At 68.1% G+C, this 19529-nt stretch carries 19 protein-coding genes; 5 read left to right on the top strand and 14 right to left on the bottom strand.

Annotation, left to right across the window (positions count from 1 at the left end; genetic code table 11):
- Positions 1–10: 10 nt before the first annotated feature.
- The 7 genes from EL288_RS23060 to EL288_RS23030 form a co-directional block, all read right to left on the bottom strand.
- On the bottom strand, positions 11–1276 hold the full coding sequence (locus tag EL288_RS23060; RefSeq protein WP_003807256.1) for a phenylacetate--CoA ligase family protein: 1266 nt from the start codon (positions 1274–1276) through the stop codon (positions 11–13).
- Between the two features lie 68 nt (positions 1277–1344).
- On the bottom strand, positions 1345–2175 hold the full coding sequence (locus EL288_RS23055) for an ABC transporter ATP-binding protein (RefSeq protein WP_003807257.1): 831 nt from the start codon (positions 2173–2175) through the stop codon (positions 1345–1347).
- A 61-nt stretch (positions 2176–2236) separates the two neighbouring features.
- A complete protein-coding gene (locus EL288_RS23050) occupies positions 2237–3568 on the bottom strand; it encodes an ABC transporter substrate-binding protein (protein WP_033448384.1) in 1332 nt (443 codons plus the stop codon).
- Positions 3569–3686: 118 nt separating this feature from the next.
- Positions 3687–4751, bottom strand: coding sequence for a branched-chain amino acid ABC transporter permease (locus tag EL288_RS23045; protein ID WP_003807261.1), 1065 nt, complete (start codon positions 4749–4751; stop codon positions 3687–3689).
- A 10-nt stretch (positions 4752–4761) separates the two neighbouring features.
- The gene (locus tag EL288_RS23040) at positions 4762–5691 is read right to left on the bottom strand and encodes a branched-chain amino acid ABC transporter permease (protein ID WP_003807265.1); all 930 of its coding nucleotides are present in this window, start codon (positions 5689–5691) and stop codon (positions 4762–4764) included.
- Between the two features lie 10 nt (positions 5692–5701).
- Positions 5702–6499 (bottom strand): ABC transporter ATP-binding protein, encoded by a 798-nt coding sequence (locus EL288_RS23035; protein WP_003807268.1) that lies wholly within the window; start codon positions 6497–6499, stop codon positions 5702–5704.
- Between the two features lie 3 nt (positions 6500–6502).
- Positions 6503–8479, bottom strand: a complete 1977-nt coding sequence (locus EL288_RS23030; protein ID WP_033458504.1) for an AMP-dependent synthetase/ligase — start codon at positions 8477–8479, stop codon at positions 6503–6505.
- A gap of 166 nt (positions 8480–8645) precedes the next feature.
- Here EL288_RS23030 and EL288_RS23025 point away from each other — a divergent pair, with 166 nt between their 5' ends.
- Positions 8646–9356 carry a Crp/Fnr family transcriptional regulator gene (locus EL288_RS23025; protein WP_003807272.1) on the top strand — a complete coding sequence of 237 codons (711 nt, stop codon included), beginning with the start codon at positions 8646–8648 and terminating at the stop codon, positions 9354–9356.
- A 6-nt stretch (positions 9357–9362) separates the two neighbouring features.
- Here EL288_RS23025 and EL288_RS23020 read toward each other — a convergent pair whose 3' ends face one another.
- Entirely contained in the window at positions 9363–9998 is a 636-nt protein-coding gene (locus tag EL288_RS23020) for a LysE/ArgO family amino acid transporter (protein ID WP_003807274.1), read from the bottom strand.
- Positions 9999–10127: 129 nt separating this feature from the next.
- On the opposite strand from EL288_RS23020, the gene EL288_RS23015 reads away from it, so the two are divergent.
- Together EL288_RS23015 and EL288_RS23010 are read left to right on the top strand one after the other, a co-directional pair.
- A complete protein-coding gene (locus EL288_RS23015) occupies positions 10128–11027 on the top strand; it encodes a LysR family transcriptional regulator ArgP (protein WP_003807275.1) in 900 nt (299 codons plus the stop codon).
- 95 nt (positions 11028–11122) lie between these two features.
- Positions 11123–11614: a copper chaperone PCu(A)C gene (locus EL288_RS23010; protein ID WP_003807278.1), complete on the top strand. Its 492-nt coding sequence runs from the start codon at positions 11123–11125 to the stop codon at positions 11612–11614.
- Between the two features lie 46 nt (positions 11615–11660).
- Here the strand turns inward: EL288_RS23010 and EL288_RS23005 are convergent, their stop codons facing one another.
- Both EL288_RS23005 and EL288_RS23000 read right to left on the bottom strand, forming a co-directional pair.
- Positions 11661–12626 carry a Bug family tripartite tricarboxylate transporter substrate binding protein gene (locus EL288_RS23005; protein ID WP_003807281.1) on the bottom strand — a complete coding sequence of 322 codons (966 nt, stop codon included), beginning with the start codon at positions 12624–12626 and terminating at the stop codon, positions 11661–11663.
- Between the two features lie 157 nt (positions 12627–12783).
- Complete coding sequence (locus EL288_RS23000; RefSeq protein ID WP_003807283.1) at positions 12784–13536, bottom strand: YggS family pyridoxal phosphate-dependent enzyme; 753 nt, start codon at positions 13534–13536, stop codon at positions 12784–12786.
- Positions 13537–13738: 202 nt separating this feature from the next.
- On the opposite strand from EL288_RS23000, the gene EL288_RS22995 reads away from it, so the two are divergent.
- Both EL288_RS22995 and EL288_RS22990 read left to right on the top strand, forming a co-directional pair.
- The gene (locus tag EL288_RS22995) at positions 13739–14980 is read left to right on the top strand and encodes an aminotransferase-like domain-containing protein (RefSeq protein ID WP_003807284.1); all 1242 of its coding nucleotides are present in this window, start codon (positions 13739–13741) and stop codon (positions 14978–14980) included.
- 113 nt (positions 14981–15093) lie between these two features.
- The gene (locus EL288_RS22990; protein WP_003807287.1) at positions 15094–16110 is read left to right on the top strand and encodes an amino acid ABC transporter substrate-binding protein; all 1017 of its coding nucleotides are present in this window, start codon (positions 15094–15096) and stop codon (positions 16108–16110) included.
- A 34-nt stretch (positions 16111–16144) separates the two neighbouring features.
- On the opposite strand, the gene EL288_RS22985 is transcribed toward EL288_RS22990, so the two are convergent.
- The 4 genes from EL288_RS22985 to EL288_RS22970 form a co-directional block, all read right to left on the bottom strand.
- Positions 16145–16621, bottom strand: coding sequence for a membrane protein (locus tag EL288_RS22985; protein WP_003807289.1), 477 nt, complete (start codon positions 16619–16621; stop codon positions 16145–16147).
- A 142-nt stretch (positions 16622–16763) separates the two neighbouring features.
- Entirely contained in the window at positions 16764–17672 is a 909-nt protein-coding gene (locus tag EL288_RS22980) for a hydroxymethylglutaryl-CoA lyase (RefSeq protein WP_003807291.1), read from the bottom strand.
- Between the two features lie 113 nt (positions 17673–17785).
- A complete protein-coding gene (dprA, locus tag EL288_RS22975) occupies positions 17786–18898 on the bottom strand; it encodes a DNA-processing protein DprA (protein ID WP_003807293.1) in 1113 nt (370 codons plus the stop codon).
- Between the two features lie 100 nt (positions 18899–18998).
- On the bottom strand, positions 18999–19484 hold the full coding sequence (locus EL288_RS22970) for an Lrp/AsnC family transcriptional regulator (RefSeq protein ID WP_033450634.1): 486 nt from the start codon (positions 19482–19484) through the stop codon (positions 18999–19001).
- Positions 19485–19529: the final 45 nt, after the last annotated feature.

The raw sequence follows: 19529 nt of genomic DNA, 5'->3' as shown, positions 1-19529 counted from the left end.
GCGCGGCGGCTCATTCGTATGAGCGTACGTCGTCGATGACCTTGCCGTCGTTGGGCAGCGCGCCCTCATCGGCCCATTGCACGTCGGCGCGCAGCTTGGTGACTTCGCGCACCGAATCGGCGATGCGGCCGGCCAGTTCCGGCGAGCGCTCGCGCGCCTGCACGTGCAGCACCATGTGGTCGGCGCCGGTGGCGCCGCTGACGACCAGCCGCGCGCGCACGATTTCCGGATGGCGGCGCAGCACGTCGGCCACTTGCGAGGGATGCACGAACATGCCGCGCACCTTGGTGGTCTGGTCGGCGCGGCCCAGCCAGCCGCGTATGCGGATGTTGGTGCGTCCGCACGGCGACTGGCCGGGCATGATGGCCGACAGGTCGCCGGTGCCGAAGCGCACCAGGGGATAGTCGGGGTTCAGCGTCGTGACCACGACTTCGCCCACTTCGCCATCGGGCACGGGCTCGCCGGTGCCGGGACGCACGATTTCCAGGATGATGTCTTCGCCCACCACCAGGCCTTCGCGCGCGGACGTCTCGAAGGCGATCATGCCCAGGTCGGCGCTGCCGTAGGCCTGGTAGCCTTCGATGCCGCGCGCGGCCAGCCAGTCGCGCAAGGAGGGCGGGAACGCCTCGCCCGATACCAGCGCGCGGCGCAGCGAATCCAGCCGGATGCCGAGTTCGTCCGCCTTTTCAAGAATCAGTTTGAGGAAGCTGGGCGTGCCGGTATAGCCGCTGGGCGCGAGGTCGTGGATGGCGCGCACCTGCTGTTCGGTCTGGCCCGTGCCGCCGGGAAATACGGTGCAGCCCACGGCATGGGCGGCGGTTTCCATCATCGAGCCGGCCGGCGTGAAATGGTAGGAAAAACAGTTGTAGGCCAGCTCGCCGGCGCGAAAGCCGGCCGCGTAGAGGGCGCGCGCGAAACGCCAGTAGTCGGCGCGGTTGCCTTCGGGCTCGTAGATCGGGCCGGGCGAGGCGAACACGCGCAGCGCCTGGCCCCAGCCCACGGTCGAGAAGCCGCCGAAGGCCTTGGCCGGGCCTGCCGGGCCGGCGCCGTCGCGGCTGTGCTGCTGGCGCTCCAGCAGTTCGTGCTTGCGCAGCACCGGCAGGGCGGCCAGCGCGGCGCGATTGTCCACGCTGCGCGGGTCGATGCCGCGCAATTGCCCGGCGATGGCCGGCGCCCGGGCCATGGCGCGCTCGATGGCGGCTGGCAACGCCTGCATCAGGTCGCGCTCGCGTTGCGCCGGTTGGCGGGTTTCCAGTACGTCGAAAAACTCGGACATGGGTGCGCACCCTCTCGTGTGCGGGACAGCGGTTGTTGCGGCCCGGCGCTCGCATGGCCGGGCGGGGATTACGCCAGCCAGCGCTTGCGGCGCCGGTAGAATTTCTGTTCGCGAAAGCTCTTGCGCTCGCCGCTGGATATGCCCAGGTAGAACTCCTTGACATCCTCGTTCTGCGCCAGCTCGGCGGCGGCGCCGTCCATCATCACGCGGCCGTTTTCCAGGATGTAGCCGTAGTCGGCATAGCGCAGCGCGATGTTGGTGTTCTGCTCGGCCAGCAGGAAGCTGACGCGTTCGCGCTGGTTGAGGTCGCGCACGATCTCGAAGATCTCCTCGACGATCTGCGGCGCCAGCCCCATGGACGGCTCGTCGAGCAGGATCATGGTGGGGCTGGCCATCAATGCGCGGCCGATGGCCGTCATCTGCTGTTCGCCGCCCGAGGTGTAGCCCGCCTGGCTGGTGCGGCGCTGCTTGAGACGCGGAAAATATTGGTAGACGCGTTCCAGCGCCGCGTCGATGTCGCCGCGGCCCAGCTTGCGCGTGTAGGCGCCGGTCAGCAGGTTTTCCTCGATGGTCAGGTGGGCGAAGCAGTGGCGGCCTTCCATGACCTGGACCACGCCGCGCTTGACCAGCTCGGCCGGAGAGAGCCGTTCGATGCGTTCATCGCGGTACTGGATGTAGCCCTTGGTGACGTCGCCGCGTTCGCCCTTGAGCAGGTTGGACACCGCGCGCAGCGTGGTGGTCTTGCCCGCGCCGTTGGCGCCCAGCAGCGCGACGATGCGCCCTTCGGGCACGCGCAGGGAAACCCCCTTCAGCACCAGGATGACATGGTTGTAGATCACCTCGATGCCGTTCACATCGAGCAGCACTTTGTCGGCGGGGGCGGTGTTGGCAGCGGTCATGGCAGGTTCCTGCTTGGGGGCTGGCGGCCGCCGGCGCCCGTGCGCCGGCGGCCAGTTCACATCAGCCTGCGCAGTTGCGCGGGGTGACGTTCTTCTCCTTGGCGTACTTCGCCGCGGCTTCCTTGACCATGGGGTCGAGGACGGACTTGTCCGACTGGTACCAATCGGACACCACCTTGAACTTGCTGCCGTCCCATTGCACGATGCGCGCCCAGTCGTCGCCCATGTGGTTGGCGCACGAGGTCTTGACCGGACGCATGATCTCGCCGAAGCCGAGCTGGTCGAGGCGTTCCTGCGTCAGGTTCAGGTTCTCGAAGCCCCAGCGCACCTGCTCCGGCGTGAGCGCCTTGCCCTTGCCGTACTTTTCCTGGGCGGCGCGGATCGCCTCGACCTGCAGCATGGAGATCATCATGCCGCGCGTGTGGGCGATGGTGCCCAGGGTCGTGTTGCCGGACTTGTCCGAGCCCTGGCCCTTGTCGTAGACGTACTTTTTCAGGTCCTCGTAGACCTTGCCGGTGGCCGCGCTATTGTGGATGGTGACGGCGTTGTAGCCCTTGGCCACGTCGCCCAGGTCCTTGACGTCGCCTTCCGAACCGGCCCACCAGATGGCGTAGATCTTGTCGCGTGCATAGCCGCTGGCCTGGGCCTCGCGGATGGCGGTCGGCGTCATGATGCCGGCGCTCCACAGCAGCACGTAATTGGGGCGCTGCTGGCGGACCTGCAGCCAGGTCGATTTCTGCTCGACGCCGGGAGCGGTGACCGGATAGAGCAGCAGTTCGAAGCCTTCCTTGGCGGCGCGCTTCTGCAGCAGCGGGATCGGCTCCTTGCCATAGGGCGAGTCGTGGTAGACCAGGGCGATCTTCTTGCCCTTGAGCTTGTCCATGCCGCCTTCTTTCTTGGCGATGTCCTGGACCATCACGTCGGCGGCGGTCCAGTAGGTGCCCAGCAGCGGGAAGTTCCACTGGAAGACGCTGCCGTCGACCGATTGCGACAGCCCGTAGCCCATGGTCTCAACCGGCACCTTGTCCACCATGGCCTTGTCGCTGACCGCGAAGGTGATGCCGGTGGATTGGGTATCGAAGCCCGAGGCGCCGGTGCCGCGCGTCTTCAGGCGCTCGTAGCATTCCACGCCGCGGTCGGTGGCGTAGGCGGTCTCGCACTCTTCGTACGTGATCTTCACGCCGTTGATGCCGCCGTCGCGCTCGTTGATCAGCTTCAGGTAATCCAGCTTGCCGTCGGCCCATGGAATGCCCAGCGGGGCGAACGACCCGGTGCGGTACACCAGCAGCGGCACGAATTGTTCCTCGGCCGCCATGGCGGGCGCGGCGATGGCGCCCAGCGCGCCGGCTGCGGCGATCACGGCCGCCGTCAATCTCAGGTTAAGACGCTTCATCTCCAATTACCTCCTGCGTGGTGCCTTGTCTGAACACCGGGGTTGGCCCGGTCTTTAGCCGGGTATTCGGGAAGCGCGGTCCGGCGCTTTTGCCGCCGGGCCGCACGCTGAACCAGATTCAATGCGGGAACGGCCAGATGCGCAGCTTCTCCTTGGCGATGCTCCACAGCCGCGCCAATCCGTGCGGCTCGGCGATGAGGAAGAACACGATCAACGCGCCGAACACCATGTGCTCGATGTGCGCGGCCGTGTCGACCGACAGCGACAGGCCCAGCAGGTGCGGGACATTGGTCAGGGCCACCGGCACCAGCACGATGAAGGCGGCGCCGAAGAAGCTGCCCAGGATCGAGCCCAGGCCGCCGATGATGACCATGAACAGCAGCTGGAACGACCGCGCCAGGTCGAAGGCCAGCGGCTCCCACGAGCCGAGGTGGACGTAGCCCCACAGCGCGCCGGCCACGCCCACGATGAACGAGCTGACCGCGAACGCCGACAGCTTGGCGTACATGGGCCGGATGCCGATCACTGCCGCGGCGACGTCCATGTCGCGGATCGCCATCCACTGGCGGCCGATGGCGCCGCGCACCAGGTTCTTGGCCAGCAGTGTGAACACGACCACGAAGCCCAGCACCAGCAGGTACTTCTCCAGCGCCGATTGCACCGGCAGGCCGAAGAACGTCATGGGCGGCACCGATACGCTGCCCGAGGACGAATAGTTGGTGAAGAATGGAATGCGCAGGAACGCCCAGTCGACGAAGAACTGCGCGGCCAGCGTGGCCACCGCCAGGTACAGGCCGCGGATGCGCAGGCTGGGAATGCCGAAGATGACGCCCACCAGCGTGGCGAAGCAGCCGCCCAGCAGGATCTGCGCCACCAGCGGCATGCCGGGAAAGCGCACGCCGAAGTTCCAGGCCGCGTAGGCGCCCACCGCCATGAAGGCGCCGGTGCCCAGCGAGATCTGGCCGCAGTAGCCCACCAGGATGTTCAGCCCCACCGCCGCCAGCGCCAGGATCAGGAACGGGATCAGGATGGCGCGCAGCAGATAGTCGCTGGCGGTCAGGGGAACGACGACGAATATCACCGCCATCAGCAGGGCGATGAAGATGCGGTCCTGGCGGATCGGAAAGATCTGCTGGTCGGCGCGATAGCTGGTCTTGAACTGGCCGTTTTCGCGATAGAACATGAATTTTTCCTCAGACCCGGTCGATGATCTTCTCGCCGAACAGCCCTTGCGGACGGAACAGCAGGAACACCAGCGCCAACACATAGGCGAACCAGATTTCGATGCCGCCGCCCACGAGCGACCCCAGGTACACCTCCGACATCTTCTCGCCCACCCCGATGATCAGGCCGCCCAGGATGGCGCCGGGCACCGAGGTCAGCCCGCCCAGGATCACCACCGGCAGCGCGCGCAGCGCGGCGGTCGACAGGGTGAACTGCACGCCGAACTTCGAACCCCAGATGATGCCGGCCACCAGCGCGACCAGGCCCGCCACGCTCCAGACAATGACCCAGATGCGGTTGAGCGGGATGCCGATGGACTGGGCCGCCTGGTGGTCGTCGGCCACCGCGCGCAGGGCGCGGCCGGTCGAGGTGTACTGGAAGAACAGCGCCAGCGCGGCCACCAGCAGGGCCGCCACCACGGCGGCGGTCAGGTCTTCCAGGTTGATCAGCAGGCCGCCCTCGAACATCGTTTCGAGGATGATGGCCGGATCCTTGGGCATGCCGACGTTGATCGAGTACACCGAGCTGCCGAAGGCGATCTGCCCCAGGCCGTCGAGAAAGTAGCTGATGCCCAGCGTGGCCATCAGCAGCGTGGTGGCTTCCTGGTTGACCAGGTGGCGCAGCACGAAGCGCTCGACCGCGACCGCCAGCACGAACATGACCAGCGCGCTGACGATGAAGGCCAGCACGTTGGCCAGCAGCATGTTCTCGAAGCCCAGCCACTGCGGAATCCATTCGGAGAACCGCGCCATCGACAGCGCAGCCACCAGCACCATGGCGCCCTGGGCGAAGTTGAACACGCCCGAGGCCTTGAAGATCAGCACGAAGCCCAGGCCGATCAGCGCGTACAGCATGCCGCTCATCAGGCCGCCGAACAATGTTTCGAGGAAGAATCCCATGTCTGTCGCCTCAGTGCGCCACGCCGAGATAGGCGCGGATGACGTCTTCGTTGGAGCGGACCTCGTCGGGCGAGCCGTCGCCGATCTTCTTGCCGTAGTCGAGGACGACGACGCGGTCCGAGATATCCATCACCACGCCCATGTCGTGTTCGATCAGCACGATGGTGGTGCCGAACTCGTCGTTGACATCGAGGATGAAGCGGCTCATGTCCTGCTTTTCCTCGATGTTCATGCCCGCCATGGGTTCGTCCAGCAGCAGCAGGCGCGGCTCCATGGCCAGCGCGCGGCCCAGGTCGACCCGCTTTTGCAGGCCGTACGGCAGGCGTCCGACCGGCACCTTGCGATAGGCCTGGATTTCCAGGAAGTCGATGATGTTCTCGACGTACTCGCGGTGGGCGATCTCCTCGCGCTCGGCCGGCCCCAGCCGCAGCGCCTGCGCCAGCAGGCCGGACTTCATGCGCAGGTTGCGGCCGGTCATGATGTTGTCCAGCACGCTCATGCCCTTGAACAGGGCCAGGTTCTGGAAGGTGCGGGCGATGCCCATCTCGGCCGCGCGGCGCGGGCTCATCCGCGAGAAGTGCTCGCCGCGCAGCATGATGGCGCCGTTCTGCGGCGTGTAGACGCCGTTGATGACGTTGAGCATCGAACTCTTGCCCGCGCCGTTGGGGCCGATGATGGCGCGGATTTCGTGCTCGCGCACATTGAACGAGATGTCCGTCAGCGCCTTGACCCCGCCGAACGACAACGAGATGTTCTGCATGTCCAGCATGACGTCGCCAATGCGCTGCGCGCGGGTCTGGTTGCTCATGGTTCAGGCGGCCTTGGCGGTGATGGCGGGAAAAGTGCACGCGGCGCGGATCTTCAGGTCGGCCGAGATGCGGCCCACGCGGCCGTCCTCGAACTTCACCTCGGTTTCGATGAACTGCGTATCCTTGCCGCCGTACAGCGCATCGACCAGCACGCCGTACTTCTGGCCGATGAAGGCGCGCCGCACCTTGCGGGTGCGGGTCAGTTCGTCGTCGTCGGGGTCCAGCTCCTTGTGCAGGATCAGGAAGCGGCCGACCTGCGAGGCCGCCAGGCGCGCGTCGCCCGCCAGGTCGGCGTTGACCTTCTCCACGCAGTCCTGCAGCAAGGCGTAGACCTCGTCCTTGCCGGCCAGGTCGGTATAGCCCGCGTACGGCAGCCCGCGGCGCTCGGCCCAGTTGCCCACCGCCTCGAGGTCGATGTTGATGAAGGCGCACACGTCGTCGCGCCCGTTGCCGAAGGCCACCGCCTCCTTGATGTAGGGGAAGAACTTCAGCTTGTTCTCGATGTACTTGGGCGCGAACAGGCTGCCGTCGGCCAGCTTGCCCACGTCCTTGGCGCGGTCGATGATCTTGAGCTGGCCGTCGCTGTCCAGGTAGCCGGCATCGCCCGTGTGGAACCAGCCGTCGTCGTCGCGCGCTTCGGCGGTGGCCTCGGGGTTGCGGTAGTACTCCTTGAACAGGCCCGGGCTCTTGACCAGGATCTCGCCGTTGTCCGCGACCCGGATGTCCACGCCCTCGACCGGCGGGCCCACCGTGTCGTCGCGCACGTGGCCGTCGGGCTGCACGCACACGAACACCGAGGTCTCGGTCGAGCCATAGAGCTGCTTCAGGTTGATGCCGATCGAGCGGTAGAACACGAACAGGTCCGGGCCGATGGCCTCGCCCGCCGTGTAGGCCACGCGTACGCGGCTCATGCCCAGCGCATTGCGCAGCGGTCCGTAGATCAGCGCGTCGCCCAGGCGGTAGCGCAGGCGGTCCCACAGGCCGACCGGCTGGCCGTCGAGGATGCGGGTGCCGACGCGCCGCGCCAGGTTCATGCAGGCGTGGAACAGCTTGCGCTTGATGTAGCCGGCGTCTTCCATGCGGATCATGACATGGGTCAGCAGGCCTTCCAGCACGCGCGGCGGAGCGAAATAATAGGTGGGGCCGATATCGCGCATGTCGATCGACACCGTCTCGGGCGATTCGGGATGGTTGACGGTGAAGCCCGACACCAGCAACTGCGTGTAGGAGAACATGTTCTGGCCGATCCAGGCCGGCGGCAGATAGGCCAGCACGTCCTCCTGGTCGGTCAGGTTCTCCATCTCGGCGACGGCGCGCGCGCGGTCGATCAGCGCGTGGTGCGTGAGCACGACACCCTTGGGCTTGCCCGTGGTGCCCGAGGTGTAGAACATGGCGCCGGCGTCGTGCGGGCGCACCGCCGCGACCGCCTGCTCGAAAAAGCCGGGGTGGCTGGCGGCATGCGCGCGGCCGGTGTCTTCCAGCTGCTCGAACGACCGCAGCAGCGGATCGCTGTAGTGGCGCATGCCGCGCGGATCGTCGTAGACCACGTGCGCCAGCGCCGGGCACTGCTCGCGCACCTCGAGCATCTTGTCGGCCTGCTCCTGGTCTTCGACCACGACCACGCTGACTTCGGCGTCCTGCAGCACATAGACCATTTCCTGGGCGACGGCGTCCTGGTAGAGCGGCACGGGAATCGCGCCCAGCGCCTGCGTGGCCATCATCGCGATGTACAGGCGTGGACGGTTCTCGCCGATGACGGCCACGTGCATGCCCGGACCGATACCCAGCGCGGCCAGGCCGTGCGCGGTCAGGCGCACGCTAGCGGCGACTTCGGACCACGTAAGGGTTTGCCAGATACCCAGGTCTTTTTCGCGGATCGCGGGCCGCGACCCGCGTACGCTGGCGTGTTCGAGCAGCAGCGCAGGGAAAGTCTGCGCGGCCGCCGGCACCGTTGCCGATGCGGGCAATGATTGCGCCACGATGTCTCCTCCGGTTCGGGCGCCCGGGATGATGGCGGCATGCAGCGGCCGCTATTGAGGCGCCAGACCAGTTCGTTTTAGATTTACGGCAGGACTTAAGGTATAAGGTTGGGTTGCCACCAACTGTCACCATCGCGACATTCAAGGGATTTTTAGGGTATTCCCGATGCAGCTAGCCGATTCCCTGTACTTGGCCGCGGCGTGGTTCCGCGTACTCGACGCCGCCCAGAAGCTGCGCGTCGAGCGCGACATCGCGGTGCAGCAAGTACAGGCTGGCACGATCATAGAGCGGAAAGGCGAACTCGCACAGGTCTGGATCGGCGTGCTGTCCGGCCTGGTGAAGGTGTCGGTGGGCAATGCCGAGGGCAAGGTCGCGTCGCTGACCGGCGTGCCCGCCGGCGGGTGGATCGGCGAAGGCTCGCTGCTCAAGCGCGAGGTGCGCAAGTACGACGTGGTGGCGCTACGCGATTCGGTGGTGGCGCGCCTGCCGGCGGGCACGTTCGACTGGCTGCTGGATACCAGCATTCCCTTCAATCGCTACCTGCTGCACCAGCTGAACGAGCGGGTCGCGCAGTTCATCGGCAAGGCGGAATACGACCGCCTGCTGGATCCGGATGCGCGCGTGGCGCGTTGCCTGGCCGAGCTGTTCAATCCGCTGCTGTATCCCGGCATGGGCATGCGGCTGACCATCACCCAGGAGGAGGTCGGCTACCTGGCCCGGGTGTCGCGCCAGCGCGCCAACCAGGCCTTGCGCAAGCTGGAAGAGGCCGGGCTGCTGCAGGTGGAATATGGCGCCGTGCGGGTGCTGGACCTCGATGGCCTGAAAGGCTACGGCGCGGACACCGATACCGCCGGCGCCCTGGACGACGCCGGCTGAGCCGGCCTAGCCGGCCAGCCCGCCCAAGGCCAGGCGAGCCGCCAGCAGGGCCATGACGGCGGCGATCAGGCCGTCGAGCACGCGCCAGGCGCGCGGGCTGGAAAACAGCGGCGCGAACAGGCGCGACCCCACTCCCAGGACCGCCAGCCAGACCACGCTGGCGGTTAGCGCGCCGGCGGCGAACGCCAGCCGGGCATCGGCGAAGCCGTGCGCCAGCGACCCCACCACCATCATGTCCAGCCAGAAGTGAGGATTGAGCAAGGAGAAGCCGATCGCGCCCAGCAGCGCGGCGCCGCGCGAGGGAATGGCCTGGCGGGCGACTTCCAGCCCGCCGTCCGAGCGCAGCGCGCGGCGCGCGGATTGCAGCGCATACCAGGCCAGGAAGGCCACGCCGAACCACAGGATGGCCTGGGTCAGCCAGGGGAACCAGCCTGTGAGCGTCTGCAGCCCCCAGACGCTGCCGAAGATGAAGACAGCGTCGATCAGGGCGCACACGGCCAGGATGCTCAGCAGGTGCGCGCGCATCAGCCCCTGGCGCAGGATGAAGGCGCTTTGCGCGCCGACGACGGCAAACAGCCCCAGGCCGGTGGCGGCGCCACTGGCCCAGGCGGTGACATAGGCGGGTACGGACAAAGTGAACATGGCGGCGACAGCGGTTTTTATTGTGGTGCGAACCGGCGGCCTTCATCGGGCCGCCGAATGCCATTCTCGCTTGCCGTGATGCTGAAATACAGCTAATTTCCTTTAACCATATTAAGTATTTCTAATTTCATGAAACTCGATCACGGCAATCTGCGCGCGCTGGCCGCGGTGGTGCGCGAAGGCAGTTTCGAGCGCGCCGCGGCCGCGCTGTCCGTCACTCCCTCGGCCGTTTCGCAGCGGGTCAAGGCGCTGGAGGACCGCATGGGACGCCTGCTGGTGCAGCGCACGGTTCCGGCGCGGGCCACCGACGATGGCCAGGTGCTGGTGCAGCTGGCCGAGCAGGCCGCGCTTCTGGAGCACGACGCGCTGAACCGCCTGGGCGTGGCCGAGGACGAAGTGCCGCATGCCAGCATTCCGGTGGCGGTCAACCACGACAGCCTGGAGACTTGGTTCGTCGACGCGGCCGTGCGGTTCGCGGCGCGCTCGCGCGCCACGCTGGACCTGCAATCGGAGGACCAGGACCATACCGCCGCCCTGTTGCGCAAGGGCGCGGTGCTGGGCGCGGTGACGACCCTGGCCGATCCGGTGCAGGGCTGCCGCATCCATGCCCTGGGCAGCATGCGCTACGTGGCCTGCTGCACGCCGACGTTTCACCAGCGCTACTTCGCCCAGGGCGTTAGCGCCCGCACGCTGGCCAGCGCGCCGGTGCTGGTGTTCAACCGCAAGGACGCCCTGCAGGCGCGCTACGCGCACCGCATCATCGGCCGCGCCGCCTGGGAGCCGCCGGTGTGGTGGCTGCCGTCGTCGCGGGCCTTTGTGCAGGCCACGCTGGGCGGGCTGGGCTGGACCATGAACCCGCTGCCGCTGGTGCAGGCCGAGCTCGATGCCGGGCAGCTGGTGCCGCTGCGCGCCCGCGCCTGGGAGGACGTGCCGCTGTACTGGCAGCATTGGCGGGTAAACTCGCAGGCGATGGAAGCCTTGACCGACGCGGTCCTGGCGGCCGCCCGCGCCCTGGTGCGGCGGCGCTAGGCGCCGGCCACGGTCGGCGGCATCGATGTGGCCACCTCGCGTGGCGCTAACCCGGTTCGCCGCAGCGCGGCGAACGCGTATCAGGAGGACAAGCAATGAACATCCGCAAATGGGGCGTGGGCGCAGTATTGGGGCTGAGTGTGGCCACCACCGCCTGGGCGGCCGATTTCAAGGTGGGTCAGGTCGAGGTCGATGACCTCTGGGTGCGCGCCTCGGCTCCCGGCCAGGCCAACGGCGCGGGCTATATGGAGATCGAGAACGACGCCAAGGCTGCCGACCGCCTGGTCTCGGTCAGCTCGCCGGCCGCCGAGCGGGTCGAATTGCACAACGTCGTCACCGAGAACGGCGTGGCGCAGATGCGCCAGGTCGACGGCGTGGCCGTGCCGGCCGACGGCAAGGCCAGGCTGGCGCCGGGCGGCTATCACGTCATGTTCCTGAAGCTGAAGGCGCCCTTCGCCGAAGGCGGCGAAGTGCCGGCCACGCTGAAGTTCGAGCAGGCCGGCGAGGTGGCGGTGAAGTTCAAGGTCAAGCCCTTGGGCCACAACCCCGGCATGGCCGGCCACGATCACGGCCACATGAAGCACTGATGCGGTACGGGGCGGCGGCCCGCAGGCCGTCCGCCCCGCGTACCGTTCATTCCAGGCGGATATTCGCCTTCTTGATGACATCGGCCCAGGCGGCGCGCTCCTTCTCGGCGTAGGCCTTGAAGTCCTGCGGCGTCATCGGCATGGGCATGACGCCCATGTCCAGCAGCTTTTGCGACACGGCGGGCGATTTCAGGCTTTGCTCGAGTTCGCCGCCCAGCTTCTTGACGGCTGCCTCGGGCATGCCGGCCGGCCCGACCAGCCCCTGCCAGGCGTAGGCGGTGAAATCGGCCACGCCCTGTTCGGCCATGGTGGGCGCGTCCGGCAGCACGGCCAGGCGCTCGGGCGTGGCCGTGCCCAGCACGCGCAGCTTGCCAGCCTTGATATTGGGCAGGCCCGCGGCCAGATCGATGAACATCATGTCCACCTGCCCGCCCAGCAAGTCCTGGATGGCCGGCGCGGCGCCCTTGTAGGGCACGTGCAGTACGTCCACGTTGGCGCGCTGCTTGAAAAGCTCCAGCGCCAGATGGTGCGGCGAACCGGCGCCGGCCGAGGCGGCGGTCAGCTTGGCGGGCTCCTTGCGGGCCGCCTGCAGCACGTCTTCCACCGATTTGTACGGCGAGTTCACGTTCACCGCCAGCATCAGCGGGAACCGGGCGATGCCGCCGATATACGTGAACTTGGCCGGGTCGTACGACAGCTTGGCGTACAGCGAGGGGTTGAAGGCCAGCGTGCCGGAGTCGGCCGTGCCGACGACATAGCCGGCCGGATCGGCTTGCGCAATGGCGGTGGCGCCGATGATGGTGGCCGCGCCGGGGCGGTTCTCGACCACGATGGTCTGGCCCAGCGGCTTTTCCAGGCTGCCGGCGACGGTGCGGGCCACCACGTCGGTGCCCCCGCCGGCCGGGTAGGGCACGATCCAGCGCAGCGGCTGGCTGGGCCAGTTCTGTGCCGCGGCGCCGGCGGCAAAGGTCAGCGCGGCCAGCGCCAGCAGGCGCTTTGCATGCTTGTGCATGTTGTCTCCTCGAGTGCGGGATATGGGAATGGGCGCGCCGGACGGCGCGCCATTGTTACGGGAGCTATTATGCCTCGCGCAGTGCCTTCGGCGCCTGTCTCCGCATGGGGAGCGACACCTGCGGCAAGGGTGCCTGTCCCCGCCGGGACAGGCACCCCTATGGCGCGCTGGCCGGGCGCGCGCCGAACAGGGCGCTGCCGATGCGGATTTCGGTGGAGCCTTCCTCGATGGCGATTTCGAAGTCGCCGCTCATGCCCATGGACAGGCGGTCCAGCGCCACGCCGGGCACGCTGTCGCGCGCGCGGTCGCGCAGTTCGCGCAACAGGCGGAAGCACGCGCGCACGGCCTGCGGATCCTCGTCGTTGACGGCCATGGTCATCAGGCCCTGCACGCGCAAGGCCGGGAAGTCGCTGACCAGGGTACGCAGGAAGCCAGGCAGCAGTTCGGGCGCCAGTCCATATTTGCTGGGTTCGGGCGAGGTCTTCACCTGTACCAGCACGTCGAGCGAGCGCGCCTCCATTTCCAGGCGGCGCTGCAGCGCGTCGGCCAGTTCCAGCCGGTCCAGCGACTGGACTTCGGCGACATCGCGCGCCACGTCCTTGGCCTTGTTGGTCTGCAGGTGTCCGATCATGACCCACTGCAGGTCCAGGTCGGCCAGTTCCGGCGCCTTGTGGCGGATTTCCTGGGTCTTGTTCTCGCCGAAACGCCGCAGGCCCAGCGCCGCGGCGTGCCGGATTGCCTCGACGGGAAAGGTCTTGCTTACCGGCAGCAGCGCCACGCTTTCGGGCGGACGTGCGCTGCGTTCACAGGCGGCCTTGATGCGGGCCTGGATGGCAGCCAGCCGGTGCGGCATCGAATCTACTTCTGTCATGCGGTATCTCTCGTATGCGCCGCGGCGTTGCGCGGCCATGTCACCCATAGCACCCATAGTTTAGGGCCTGGCCGCGGCCGGCGCCGCGGGGCCGCGCCGAACGGGTTGCGCCGATGCCGCATCCGGGCCGGCGCGCGTTGACCCTGCTGTGTCCCCCTCTTAGAATCGTCGGGCATCTGTTCAGATTTCAACGTTCCAGCGCGCCCCGCCGCCTGCCGTACTCTTTTCGCGTTCGCCTCCCATGCCCCTCGCCGCGCCCGATTACGCGTTTGCCGCGCCTTTCCAGCATCCGCCCGCCTCGCCGATCCGCTCGCTCATGCCCTATGCCATGCGGCCGGGCACCATTTCGCTGGCGGGAGGCTACCCGGCCCAGGAGCTGTTCGATGTCGAGGGGCTGGCCGCGGCTTCGCGCCAGGTGCTCGAACGCCTGGGCGCCTGCCTGCAGTACTCGAACATCGACGGACAGGCCAGCCTGCGGCACGAGCTGGCGCGCCTGAGCGCGGCGCGCGGCCTGCACTGCGACGCCGACACCGAACTGGCGGTCACGGGCGGGTCGCAGCAGGCGCTGGCGCTGCTTGCCCGGGTGATGCTGCAGCCGGGCGACGTCGCGGTCATCGAGACGCCGGCCTTTCCCAATTCGGTACAGGCGCTGCGCTACACCGGCGCCGCGGTGCATACCGTGCCGTCCGGGCCGAGCGGCATCGATCTCGATGCGCTCGATGCGCTGGCCGCGCGGGTGCGTCCCAAGATGGTCTGCGTCGTGGCCTCGTTTTCCAATCCATGCGGGGCCACCATCAGCCGCGAACGCCGCCTCAGGCTGCTGGAGCTGGCGGTCAGGCATCGGTTCCTGATCGTCGAGGACGACCCTTATGGCGAACTGCGCTTCGCCGGCGAGACGGTGCCGCCCATCGCGGCGCTGGCCGAGGGGCAGGCGCGCCATTGGGCCGTGTATATCTCCAGCATGTCCAAGACCATGGCGCCGGCGTTGCGCATCGGCTGGGTGGTGGCGCCGGCCGAGGTGCGCCGCCGCGTGGTCGGGGCCAAGGCGGCCGACGATATGGCCTGCTCGGCCTGGACCCAGGAAATGGTGGCCCAGTACCTGGCCGACGGCCGCTATGCGCAACATGTGCCGCGCATTCGCGCCGCTTACGGCGCGCGCTGCGACGCCATGGCCGCGGCGCTGGAGCGCGAGCTGGGCGAGCGGGTCGTGTTTCGCAAGCCCGAGGGAGGCATGTTCTTCTGGGCGCGCCTGAACGGCGCTATCGACGCGACGCGCCTGCTGCCCTACGCTATCGAACACGAAGTCGTCTATGTGCCGGGCAAGGCGTTCTACGCCGACCCGGCCCAGGCCGATGTCAATGCCTTGCGCATGTCGTTCGCCACCATGAACGAGGCGCAGATCGCGCAGGGCATCGTGCGCCTGGGCCGCGCGCTGCAGGCCTGCGAGGCCAACGCGCCGGTATCGATTTCGCTGGCGGCCTGAGGCCACCGGCATATGGTTCGAACGCCCGGTTATTTGCCGGTGCCTGGCGGGCTGGGTAATCTTGCGGGTTTGGTCGGCGCCGGGAGCGCCGCAACGCAACGGAGGGCAGGAACATGAAGATCGCACAAGGATTGGCCGCGGCCGCGCTCTTGGCCGGCATGGTGGCCGGCGCGCAGGGCGCCACGCTGGATGTGGTGAAAAAACGCGGCACGGTCGTGTGCGGCACCACAACCGGTTTCGCCGGGTTCTCGGCGCCCGACAAGCAAGGCACCTGGCGCGGCCTGGACGTCGACCTGTGCCGTGCCGTCGCCGCGGCGGTGTTCGGCGACGCCAGCAAGATCAAGGTCGTGCCGCTGAACTCGCAGCAGCGATTCACCGCCCTGCAATCGGGCGAAGTGGACGTGCTGACCCGCAACACGACGGTGACGCAGCAACGCGACACCGCGCTGGGCATCATCCACGCCGGCATCAACTTCTACGACGGCCAGGGCTTCATGGTGCCCAAGTCGCTGGGCGTCAAGAGCGCGAAGGAGCTCAACGGCGCCACCATCTGTCTGCAGACGGGCACGTCCAACGAGAACACGCTGGCCGACTGGGCGCGCGCCAACCAGGTCAGCTACAAGCCGGTGGTGATCGAAACCTTCAACGAAGTGGTCAATGCCTTTGCCTCGGGGCGCTGCGACGTGTTCAGCACGGATGCGTCGGGACTGGCGTCGATCCGCATTTCGCGGCTCGAGAAGCCCGATGACTACGTCGTGCTGCCGGAGATCATTTCGAAAGAGCCCCTGGGGCCTTTCGTGCGCCAGGGCGACGACGCGTGGCTCAATATCGTGCGCTGGTCGCTGTCGGCCATGATCGAGGCCGAGGAGTACGGCGTGACCACGGCCAACGTGGACGAGCAGCTCAAGAGCGAAAACCCCAACGTGCGCCGCATCCTGGGCGTGACGCCGGGCGCCGGCGCCAACCTGGGCCTGGATGAAAAGTGGGCCTACAACATCATCAAGCAGGTCGGCAACTACGGCGAGAGCTTCGAACGCAACGTCGGCCAGGGCAGCCCGTTGAAGATCCAGCGCGGCCTGAACGCGCAATGGACCCAGGGCGGCCTGATGTACGCACTGCCGATTCGCTGACGCAGCGCCCGGCGGCCCGTGGCGGGCCGCCGTCTCAGCGCTTGCGGCGGTACAGCAGCGAAATCTTGGCGAACGCGACCTGCAGGTCGCGGGTGCCGCCCTGGAACACGATGGGGCGGCCGTGGCGCGTGAAGACGACCAGCCGCTTGGAAAACAGCAAGGGCACGAACTTGGCGAACTGGATGTCCTGCCAGGCGACTTCGCGGCGGGTGATCCAGGTCTGCCGCAGGCCCGATTCGTCGATGCGGGTGACCGAAATCTGCATGTGCCACGACACCAGCGCCAGGCCGAGGAAGCACAGGATGATGGTGCCGGCCAGTACGGGGTTGACCTGGCCGGGAGGCAGGCCGATGGCGGTCGTCACGATCTGCACGCCGATCACGGCCAGCACGATCCAGGCCAGGATGCGCACCCAATCGGGCCAGGCCTGGCCGGACAGCGGCAAAGGGCCGATTTCCTGCAGCAAGGCGGCGTGTTCTTCCGGGGTCGGTGCGGCGAATAGATTGTTCATGAATGGAACGGGCGATGCGGCGAGGCCGCGTAGCATGAGGAGGGCGTATGGGCGCCCTGGCGTCGTTGCCGCGGGGCCCCGGCGCGGGGCCTGGCGCGGGAGCTCCTGCGGGTCGTGCATTCTACGCGGGCTGGTTCCTGGCTCAGGCCGCGCGCTTGGCCGCCACGGCGTTGCCGGCGCGGCTGGAGCCCTTGCGCTGCAGGTGGCCCGAAATCCACTGGCCGATATCGACCACGGCGTCGAAATCGATGCCCGTCTCGATGTCCAGGCCGCGCAGCATGTATAGCACGTCCTCGGTGGCGACGTTGCCGGTCGCGCCCTTGGCGTAGGGGCATCCGCCCAGGCCCGATGCCGAGGCGTGGAAGATGGCGATGCCGGTCTCCAGGGCCGCCAGGATATTGGCCAGCGCCTGGCCGTAGGTGTCGTGGAAATGGCCCGAGACGCGCGCCGGGTCGACCACGCGCGTGACGGCGTCCATGACCTCGCGCACCCGGCGCGGCGTGCCCACGCCTATGGTGTCGGCGACGTCGATTTCGTCGCAGCCCAGCGCCAGGAAGCGCCGGGCCACATCCACCACGGCCTCGACCGGCACCTCGCCCTGGTAGGGACAGCCCAGCGCGCAGCTGATGCTGCCGCGCACCCGCACGCCGGCCTGCCTGGCGGCGGCGGCCACCGGCTCGAAGCGCGCGATGGATTCGGCGATCGAGCAGTTGATGTTCTTCTGCGAAAACGCCTCGCTGGCCGCGCCGAAAATCACGATTTCGTCGGCGCGGGCGGCCAGGGCGCCTTCCAGCCCTTTCATGTTGGGCGTCAGCACCGAATAAATCGTGCCCGGCCGGCGCGCGATGCGCGCCATCACCTCGGCGCCGTCGGCCATTTGCGGCACCCACTTGGGCGATACGAACGACGCGGCTTCGACATTCTGGAAGCCGGCTGCGCTCAGGCGGTCGACCAGTTCCACCTTGATGTCGGTGGCGATGAATTCCTTCTCGTTCTGCAAGCCGTCGCGGGGCGAGACTTCGACGATCTTGACGCGGCTGGGCTGGGACATGGCTGTTCCTGTGGATGGGTCGGCCGCCCGCGCGGGCGGCCGTGATTCGCGATCAACGAACAATATTAGTACGTTCCGCGCGGCGGGCGCCGCCCCGCTTGCTGGCAGCGGCCTTAGCGCAGGCGCTGGAACCGGCCGCCCTCGACGCGCGCGACGCGGCCATCGAGTTCCAGCTCCAGCAGCTGGGCGTTCAGGCTGGCGGCGTCCATGCCGGTGCGGGCTTGCAGCGCATCCAGGTGCAGGGGATCGAAGCCCAGCGCATCGAGCAGGGGGTGGGGCGGCGCCGGCCGGTCCGGCGGGGCGGTCCGCGCCGAGGCGGCCGGGCCCGCGCCGCCCAGCTCGTCGGCGATGTCCTGCGCGGTTTCGACCAGCTTGGCGCCCTGGCGGATCAGGGCATGGCAGCCGCGCGACAGGGGCGAGTGGATGGAGCCGGGGATGGCGAACACTTCGCGGCCGTTTTCGCCGGCCAGCCGCGCGGTGATGAGCGAGCCGCTCTGGCGCGCCGCCTCGACCACCAGGACGCCGCGCGCCAGGCCCGCCACCAGGCGGTTGCGGCGCGGAAAATGGTGGCGCTGGGCCCCCGTGCCCAGGGGCAGTTCGCTGACCAGCGCGCCGTGCTGGACGATGCGATGCGCCAGGTCGCGGTGCGCGGCGGGGTAGATGCGGTCGATGCCGGTGCCCATCACGGCCACCGTGCCGGCGCCCTGCGCGCCGGCCAGCAGCGCGCCTTCATGGGCCGCCGCGTCGATGCCCAGGGCCAGGCCGCTGACGATGCACCAGCCCTGGCCGGCCAGGTGGCGCGCGAAGGCGCGTGCGTTGTCCTGCCCGCCGGGCGTGGCGTTGCGCGCGCCCACCACCGCCATGGCGGGCCGGCGCAGGCAGGCGGGGTCGCCGTTGACGTACAGCAGGATGGGCGGGTCGGCGATGGTCAGCAGCTGTTGCGGATAGGCGGGGTCGGCCAGGGTCAGGATGTGGTGGCCGGGTTGCTCGGCCCATTGCAGCGTTTGTTCGATCAGCGCCGCGGCCTCGTCGGACAGCGGCGCGCGCAGCTGGCGCGCGACGTCCTGCGGCACGTGGCGCGCCAGCGTGGCGCTGCCTTGGGCGTAGATCTGCTCGGGCATGCCCAGCGCGGCCAGCAGCGCATAGGCGGCGGCGGGACCGACGCCGGGTTCCTGCGACAGGCGCAGCCAGGCGGAGAGTTCGGCGCGGGTGTGCGTGAGCGGCATGGCGTGAGAAAGAAATCGGACGGCCGTAGTGTCGCATGCGGGCGCGGCGTGCGCGGACGGATGCGCGACTTTGCCGCCACGCTCGGCTGCTGCCGAGCCGCTATGGCCCGGCCAGGCCGGCCGGGTCCACGGGCAACACGCCGCCGCAATCCTTCACCTTGCGCATGACGATGTGCGAGTGGATCTCGCGCACGCCGGCGATGCCGTTGAGCTTGTCCACCACGAAGGCCGAGAACGCCGCCAGGTCGCGCGTGCGCACCTGCAGCACATAGTTCGACGAGCCGGTCACGATGCTGGCCTGGCGCACTTCCTGCAGCCCGGCCAGGCGCGCGACGAAGGCCTCGTGCCAGCCAGCCTGGGATTGATCCAGAGATACGTGCACGATGGCCTCGAAGTCCAGGCCCAGGCAGCGCGGGTCCAGCACCGCCCGGTAGCCCTGTATGACGCCGCCGTCTTCCAGGGCGCGCACGCGCCGCAGACAGGCCGACGGCGACAGCGCGACCCGGTCGGCCAGGTCCTGGTTGCTCAGGCGGCCTTCGGTTTGCAGGATGTCGAGGATGCGGCGATCGATGGCGTCCAGTTGCATGGGCAATTTTCTTTCGTGCTGTTCGAATTGGTTCGCATATTCGTG

It is taken from the genome of Bordetella bronchiseptica (assembly GCF_900636925.1).
Lineage (GTDB): Bacteria > Pseudomonadota > Gammaproteobacteria > Burkholderiales > Burkholderiaceae_B > Bordetella > Bordetella pertussis.
Note: the sequence above shows the minus strand (reverse complement) of the source record. Positions and strands in the feature narration are given on the sequence as shown.

Excerpts from the sequence above, each read along its gene's own strand:
- EL288_RS23035 (WP_003807268.1), bottom strand. The coding sequence starts at position 6,499 with ATGAGCAACCAGACCCGCGCGCAGCGCATTGGCGACGTCATGCTGGAC.
- EL288_RS23010 (WP_003807278.1), top strand. The coding sequence starts at position 11,123 with ATGAACATCCGCAAATGGGGCGTGGGCGCAGTATTGGGGCTGAGTGTG.
- EL288_RS23045 (WP_003807261.1), bottom strand. The coding sequence starts at position 4,751 with ATGTTCTATCGCGAAAACGGCCAGTTCAAGACCAGCTATCGCGCCGAC.
- EL288_RS23050 (WP_033448384.1), bottom strand. The coding sequence starts at position 3,568 with ATGAAGCGTCTTAACCTGAGATTGACGGCGGCCGTGATCGCCGCAGCC.
- EL288_RS23005 (WP_003807281.1), bottom strand. The coding sequence starts at position 12,626 with ATGCACAAGCATGCAAAGCGCCTGCTGGCGCTGGCCGCGCTGACCTTT.
- EL288_RS23025 (WP_003807272.1), top strand. The coding sequence starts at position 8,646 with ATGCAGCTAGCCGATTCCCTGTACTTGGCCGCGGCGTGGTTCCGCGTA.
- EL288_RS23015 (WP_003807275.1), top strand. The coding sequence starts at position 10,128 with ATGAAACTCGATCACGGCAATCTGCGCGCGCTGGCCGCGGTGGTGCGC.
- EL288_RS23040 (WP_003807265.1), bottom strand. The coding sequence starts at position 5,691 with ATGGGATTCTTCCTCGAAACATTGTTCGGCGGCCTGATGAGCGGCATG.
- EL288_RS23060 (WP_003807256.1), bottom strand. The coding sequence starts at position 1,276 with ATGTCCGAGTTTTTCGACGTACTGGAAACCCGCCAACCGGCGCAACGC.
- EL288_RS22970 (WP_033450634.1), bottom strand. The coding sequence starts at position 19,484 with ATGCAACTGGACGCCATCGATCGCCGCATCCTCGACATCCTGCAAACC.
- EL288_RS23055 (WP_003807257.1), bottom strand. The coding sequence starts at position 2,175 with ATGACCGCTGCCAACACCGCCCCCGCCGACAAAGTGCTGCTCGATGTG.
- EL288_RS23020 (WP_003807274.1), bottom strand. The coding sequence starts at position 9,998 with ATGTTCACTTTGTCCGTACCCGCCTATGTCACCGCCTGGGCCAGTGGC.
- EL288_RS22980 (WP_003807291.1), bottom strand. The coding sequence starts at position 17,672 with ATGTCCCAGCCCAGCCGCGTCAAGATCGTCGAAGTCTCGCCCCGCGAC.
- EL288_RS22995 (WP_003807284.1), top strand. The coding sequence starts at position 13,739 with ATGCCCCTCGCCGCGCCCGATTACGCGTTTGCCGCGCCTTTCCAGCAT.
- EL288_RS23000 (WP_003807283.1), bottom strand. The coding sequence starts at position 13,536 with ATGGCCGCGCAACGCCGCGGCGCATACGAGAGATACCGCATGACAGAA.
- EL288_RS22985 (WP_003807289.1), bottom strand. The coding sequence starts at position 16,621 with ATGAACAATCTATTCGCCGCACCGACCCCGGAAGAACACGCCGCCTTG.
- EL288_RS22990 (WP_003807287.1), top strand. The coding sequence starts at position 15,094 with ATGAAGATCGCACAAGGATTGGCCGCGGCCGCGCTCTTGGCCGGCATG.
- dprA (WP_003807293.1), bottom strand. The coding sequence starts at position 18,898 with ATGCCGCTCACGCACACCCGCGCCGAACTCTCCGCCTGGCTGCGCCTG.